Source organism: Candidatus Magnetobacterium casense (assembly GCF_019173545.1).
In the GTDB taxonomy this organism is placed as follows: Bacteria; Nitrospirota; Thermodesulfovibrionia; order Thermodesulfovibrionales; family Magnetobacteriaceae; genus Magnetobacterium; species Magnetobacterium cryptolimnobacter.
In genome coordinates this window covers 1-6,782 of the sequence record NZ_JABXWD010000187.1, presented here as the reverse complement: position 1 = coordinate 6,782, position 6,782 = coordinate 1, and the positions used below count along the sequence as shown (strand labels likewise).

Annotated in this window: 6 protein-coding genes; all 6 read left to right on the top strand. The window is 50.6% G+C overall.

Annotated features, from left to right (window positions below; all coding sequences use genetic code 11):
• The first annotated feature begins 172 nt into the window (after positions 1-172).
• Positions 173-625 carry a SoxR reducing system RseC family protein gene (locus HWQ67_RS10670; protein WP_218252675.1) on the top strand — a complete coding sequence of 151 codons (453 nt, stop codon included), beginning with the start codon at positions 173-175 and terminating at the stop codon, positions 623-625.
• A 37-nt stretch (positions 626-662) separates the two neighbouring features.
• On the top strand, positions 663-2,759 hold the full coding sequence (gene fusA, locus HWQ67_RS10665; RefSeq protein WP_218252674.1) for an elongation factor G: 2,097 nt from the start codon (positions 663-665) through the stop codon (positions 2,757-2,759).
• 426 nt (positions 2,760-3,185) lie between these two features.
• A complete protein-coding gene (locus HWQ67_RS10660; RefSeq protein ID WP_218252673.1) occupies positions 3,186-5,723 on the top strand; it encodes a J domain-containing protein in 2,538 nt (845 codons plus the stop codon).
• Positions 5,724-5,829: 106 nt separating this feature from the next.
• Positions 5,830-6,312: a hypothetical protein gene (locus HWQ67_RS10655; protein WP_218252672.1), complete on the top strand. Its 483-nt coding sequence runs from the start codon at positions 5,830-5,832 to the stop codon at positions 6,310-6,312.
• A 96-nt stretch (positions 6,313-6,408) separates the two neighbouring features.
• On the top strand, positions 6,409-6,573 hold the full coding sequence (locus HWQ67_RS10650) for a hypothetical protein (RefSeq protein WP_218252671.1): 165 nt from the start codon (positions 6,409-6,411) through the stop codon (positions 6,571-6,573).
• Positions 6,566-6,782 (top strand): hypothetical protein (locus HWQ67_RS10645; protein ID WP_218252670.1); only part of this gene is annotated, 217 nt, incomplete at its 3' end. The genes HWQ67_RS10650 and HWQ67_RS10645, both read left to right, overlap by 8 nt.

Genomic DNA, 6,782 nt, shown 5'->3' with positions numbered 1-6,782 from the left:
CCCCTTGACCCCGTAAAAATGCCATGTATCTTGTATTTAATCCAATCGAAACGTGCTATACAATTGAGCCGCCCCTTTTTTCCCAAAGACACCCATGAGTTTTTTTATGCACATCAGCAACAAAAAAATACAGGACATATTCCATGTCCATTTATGTTACAATTCATGTCATATGGAAGAAACGGCGATCGTAAAAGATGTCTCAGGCATAATGGCCACGGTGGTGGTTCAACGCACAAGCGCGTGCGCCCACTGTAGCAGCAGCAAGGTGTGCAACTCCGACGATGACGCATCAGAGACGGAGGCTTCCGTTATAGAGGCCATAAATACCGCAAACGCAAAGGTTGGCCAAAAGGTTGTTGTGGAGCTAAGGACGTATACGTACCTCAAGGGCGCCATGATTGTCTATGCCATGCCGGCCATAGCGCTACTGCTGGGGGCCATAGCGGGCAAGACCCTGTTAAGCGGCGTGGCTATGTTTGCTTCCATGAAGCCTGATGTTGTTAGTGCTATCGGGGGTTTTACGGCATTGCTCCTGTCCATTGTGGCGGTAAAGCTGATATCGGGCCGACTCGAAAATAAAACGGAATACAAGGCCGTAGTCAAAAAGGTTTTAGATTTGTAATCAAATATATATATATTAAGTTATAAGGGGGACAAAGATGGCAAGTGTTGACGTTGACAAGATAAGAAACATTGCTCTTTTAGCTCACAGTGGTGCAGGCAAGACCACTTTAACGGAGGCGATAGTCTTTAACTCCGGCGCTATAACCAGGATGGGCAGTGTCGCTGATGGTAACACGGTGACGGACTTCGATCAGGAAGAGATCGAACGCAAGCTATCCATTAGTTCTGCGCTGGCTCAGTGCCAGTGGCAGGGGGGATACGTGCTGAACCTGATAGATACGCCGGGTTTTATAAACTTCCTTGAGGACACGCGCGGGTGTCTGACGGTTGCCGATGGTGCGGTGGTCATTGTCAGTGCCGTATCGGGTGTCAGGGCCGAAACCATGAAGGTGTGGGCTATGACGGCGGAGTTTGACATCCCTGTGATTGTGTTTATCAACGAGGTCAATAAGGAAAACGCTGACTTCCAGGCAGCCCTACAACAGATAAAGGACAGTTTTGATATCAAACCCATTACCCTGTTTATACCGCTGTCAGACAGCGCCCCAATGGAAGGACTCATTGACGTTGTCAAGCAGCGGGCATACAAACGTACCGCAGACGGCGCCTACGCAGAGGCTGACATACCCTCCGCACTGGTGTCCAAGGCAGAGGGATTCAGAAAGGACCTCGTTGAGTGCGTGGCCGAGTCCGACGACGCCCTGCTTGAAAAGTACCTCGAGGGGGCGGAGCTGTCCGAACAGGAAATCCTCAACGGTCTTGTCAATGGCGCCGCAACACGGAAGTTCATACTCCTAACCTTTGGCAGCGCCGTTAATAATTATGGCATACAGCAACTCGTTGATACAATCATACAATGTATGCCCTCACCCCTCAGAAGGGCCGAAATAAAACCCATTGTGGCAAAACTTCCCGACGGTACCCAAGAGGTCACGCTGCAACCGCTCAAGGACAAACCGTTAGCGGCCTACGTCTTTAAGACCATCGCCGACCCCTACGCGGGAAGACTGACGATGTTCCGTGTGTTTTCGGGGCAGTTGAAACCCGACACCACGGTCTACAACGCAACAAAGGGCGTCAGGGAAAGGATCGGACACGTACACTACCTCCTGGGCAAAAAGCAGATACCGGCACATGGCCTGGGGCCGGGGGAGTTTGGCGTCGTGACAAAGCTAAAGGAGACCCTCACCGGGGATACGCTCTGTGAAGAGGCACATCCGTTTGTCTTTACGCCGCTGAAGTTTGCCGAGCCTATTATTTCCTATGCCATAGAGCCAAAGACAAAGGGCGATGAGGACAAGGTCAGCACCGGCCTGCACAAGATACTCGATGAGGACCCGACGTTGAGGTTTCACCGCGACGAGGAGACCAACGAAATGATCATAGCCGGCATGGGGCAGATACACATAGAGGTGGCGCTGCACAAGCTCAAGCGGAAGTTTGGCGTAGAGGTCGAAATGAAGACCCCCACGGTGCCATGCAGGGAGACCATACGTGCCAAGGCAAAGGCACAGGGCAAGTACAAGAAGCAGTCCGGTGGACGCGGTCAGTACGGCGATTGCTGGATCGAAATAGAGCCTCTGCCAAGCGGTAGTGGGTTTGAGTTTGTTGACAAGGTAGTGGGTGGTTCAGTGCCTCGTCAGTACATCCCGGCCGTGGAGAAGGGGATCATTGACAAGTTAAAGTCCGGCATTTTGGCCGGATATCCGATGGTTGACCTGAGGGTGACCATCTTTGACGGCTCATATCATGCCGTGGATTCATCTGAAATGGCCTTTAAGATAGCGGGTTCCATGGCAATCAAAAAGGCGGCCATGGATGCCCATCCCGTCCTGCTGGAGCCGATCATGAAGGTGGAGGTAATAACCCCCGATGACTGTCTTGGGGCCGTCATTGGCGACCTCAACTCCAAGCGCGGGAAGGTCCAGGGCGTGGATTCCCAGGCCGGGGGCAATCAGAAAGTTGCGGCAGCCGTACCGATGTCGGAGATACTCACCTATGCCAACCAACTGCACAGTATCACCTCCGGCAGAGGTCTGTACTCAATGGAGTTCTCACACTATGAAGACGTCCCAGCACACATCTCACAGAAGATAATCGCCGAAAGAAGCAAGAAAGACACCGAAGAATAGAAAGACCATCGGGCAAAGAAGAAAAAAGGGAGGGTTCTGCCCTCCCTCAGACCCATCCGCAAGGGGAGGGGCGAGGCTCAATCTTGTCGCAGCGGGGGGTTGGCAAGGGGGCAGCGCCCCCCGGCTGAAAGTCGCACCCACCCCGGCCACAAAGAAGTCCCCTTGACCCCGTAAAAATGCCGTGTGTTTTGTATTTAATCCAATCTAAATCTGCTATAAACTATCCTGTAAGCTCGTTTAAGTATAGAACTTATATCTGCTCTTTGTCAACCAAATGCAGTGAAAGATGTTTTTGCACCTATCAGGGAGCTACCTCCGTGTATATGTCTCAAGTAGTTGAAAAAATTTTTCCTTTAAGTTATACTTGATTTATATTATAATTCTTATAATTGGTTAAATCTTGATCATGAAGGTAGAGGGTGTACAATGGATGATATTAGTAATATAGACGACATCTATAAATATTATGAAATCCTTGGTGTTGGTATAGACGCCACCGAGGAAGAAGTAACTCAGGCATTTAAGAATATGCTCAGTATATGGCATCCTGATCTGTTCAAGGAAAACCCTATATTCCAAAAAGGCGTGAAGGAAAAAACCATAGAGATCAATAACGCATACAAGAAGGTCATAGACTTTATAAAGTCTCAGATGGCTGATGAATCCGCCGCCCAAACTACGGAACAAGCAGAAGAGGACGACAACGCACAGCAGCAAAAATACAGCAAACTGCAGGCGGGTATAAGCAAACTTGAGGCAGCCACCAGCATACTGGAGGAGCTTGCCGCTATAGAGCTCCCTGGCATCGATGAACTCCCTGACATAGAAGAGATAACAACCATAGAGGACGAGGCCCCTGTAGGACAACCAGAGGACGCCGAGTATGAGGGAGATGATACCGACATATTGAAACAGGTCGATTCCATATACGAAGAGGACATAAGTACAAAGGATGTTGTCCTTGATGAGGAGGCACACACCGTTGTACTTGATGAGGTTGCCGCCATTTTAGAAGACGAGCCTGAGACACAGCAAGCGGATGACAACATGCAGGCAGAAGACATTGCCAGCACGCAGGTTGATTATGTAGTACAGCAAGAGGACGTCATCCAGGAAGACGAGGAACCTGTTGCCGTGCAGGAGGACGAGGAAGTTATCGCCATCCAGGAGGACGAGGAGCCTGTCGCCGTGCAGGAAGACGAGGAAATTGTCGCCGTGCAGGAAGACGATTCTATCGTTGTGGAAGATGAGGTAATGCCTCAACAAGAGGACGCCATCCAAGAGGAAGGGGAAGCCGCTGCCGCTGCACAGCAAGCAGAAGATGCCGCACGTGAGGACGACTCCGTTGTTGGGGAAGAGGACACCGATACAGACAGCGGTACTGGTGGTGAGGAGGATTCAGGAGATCAAGGGGCGCTGGCAATTCCCGATACGTATGTAGGTCAATTGCGCCACGGTAAGTACAACGGGCAGGGAACCTACACGGACAACGACGGCTCTACGTATGTGGGCCAGTGGAGGGATGGCAAGAAGCGTGGTCAAGGCTCTGTGAACTTTGCCGATGGCAGGAGCTATGAGGGCGAGTGGAGAGACGACAAGCCAAGCGGACATGGCGTCTATACGTTCCCTAATGGGGAGACGTATGCCGGCGAGTTGAAGGATGGCCTGGCTAATGGCTATGGCACTCATTCCTATGCCGATGGTACGACCTACGTGGGTAATCTCAGGGATGGCCTGGCCTACGGACAAGGGACATATACGTTCCCCAATGGTGAGACATACTTAGGGGAATTGAGGGATGGCTTGTTCAGCGGGCAGGGAACCTATACCTATGTTGATAGCTCCACGTATGTGGGTGAGTGGAAGGATGGCAAGAAAGAGGGCCAAGGCTCTTATATATATTCTAACGGGGACAAGTACGTTGGTCAGTGGAGAGACGGTCTGGCTAACGGACAGGGTACATATACATTTATTGATGGCGCCACGTATGTGGGCCAGTGGTTGGATGGTCTGACCAACGGAAATGGCACCCTGACCTTTCCTGATGGAGAGAAGTACGCCGGCCACTGGAGAGATGACAAGAAAGAGGGTCAGGGAACGCTGGTCTATCCCGATGGCGAAAAGTACTCCGGCGAATGGGTCGATGGCAAAAAGGAGGGGCATGGGACGTTGACCTGCCCCGATGGCGAAACGTACTCCGGTGAGTGGATAAGCGACAGAAAAGAGGGCCAGGGCACCCAGACCTACGCAAACGGTGAAAAATACTCCGGCGATTGGAGGGATGACAAGAGAGACGGTCAGGGCACCTACACATACCCCAACGGCGAAACTTATGCCGGTGAATGGGTGGAAGACAGAAAGGAAGGCTACGGCACCTATACGTACATAAATGGAGAAAAGTACGTGGGCGATTGGAAGGACAACAACAGGGATGGTCTGGGCACGTACACGTACAATGACGGCTCCTCATACGCCGGTCAGTGGAAAGATGGCAAGAAGGATGGCCAGGGCACTTACACCTACCCCGATGGCTCATCGTATGTGGGTCAGTGGAAGGATGGCAAGAAAGACGGTCAGGGTATTTATACCTACACGGATGCAACTTACGAAGGGCAGTGGGTGGATAATAAGCGCGAGGGACAGGGGACGCTGACCTTTGTCAATGGCGAAAAGTATGTCGGCCAGTGGAAAGACGGCAAGAAAGACGGCGAAGGGACATTGACCATGCCTGATGGCAGAAAGTACACCGGCCAATGGAAGGACGGCAAAAAAGATGGCGAGGGGGCGTTGACCTCCCCCGATGGTTCTTCCTACGCCGGGCAATGGAAGGACGGCAAGAAGGACGGCTATGGTACAATGACCAGGTCAGATGGTACCGTGATAAGGGGCTTCTGGCGAGATGGCAGACTCGAAGTCAGAGAGTCAACGACCAGACCGGATGACAGGAAGATGCTTGAGACGTAGACAAATAGAAGATTTCACTGGACATTTTTCCGACAAGGTGGTACAATAAAACTAAGCGGGGCCATAGGCTACCGTGATACATAAAAATTACTAAGGAGGAACTCAGATGAAACGATTTGCAGTAATTTGGGTACTGGTGGTCTTTTCTGCAATGGCCATAGTGGTTAGCGCACATGCCCAACCCAGGTGCGGCAGAGGTAACTACAGTGGCTGGGGTTGTACGGGGCAGGGCCAGGGGCAGTATCAGAGGATGTACAATCCTCAGACTGTAGAGACCGTTTCAGGCGTTGTGGAAGCGGTCGAGCAGTTTACTCCGTTAAAGGGCATGTCCTACGGGATACACCTCCGCCTCAAGACACAGGATGGCAGCATGGCGGTGCATGTCGGACCGGCAGGGTATGTCGAAAAACAGGCAGTAAAGCTCCAGGTTGGTGACAACATCGAGGTAAAGGGTTCAAAGGTCACGTTTAACAATGAACCGTCGATAATAGCCGCCGAAATCAAAAAGGGTGACGCCGTTTTAAGCCTCAGAAACGACAACGGTATTCCCAACTGGGCAGGTACCGGCGGCATGGGCAGAAGGAGATAACGGGAACTCTGTCTTAAATTAAATTGGTAACATTAAAGTATTCCCCTCTCTTTATGGGAGGGGGATATTGATGCATATAGCAGGGAGGTCAATATTTTGGTTACGTTACAGAGGAGACCGGTAGAACCGGATGTTGAAAAAGAAACACTCGAAATAATGGCAGATGAAATACTCATGAAACAGATCAGGCAAGCCGACGCAGACTGGTTATCAAAAGCAGAAGACGCTTATGTTTCATGGGATACGATAAGGGGTGTATAAAGTAGTTCTTCACAACAATGCCGTAAAATCTTATGAAAATGCCAATAGTGCTTTAAAGGGAAAGTTAAATGAAGCCATTGAACACATCTCGAAAAATCCTTACTATCTATACTTTTGCACTTTTTTATTAACTGGCTTTTTATGCGGTTTTTTAAAATGGATTCCCGTTTTCACGGGAATGACAAGAAATGGTATTTTGCGCCCATCTG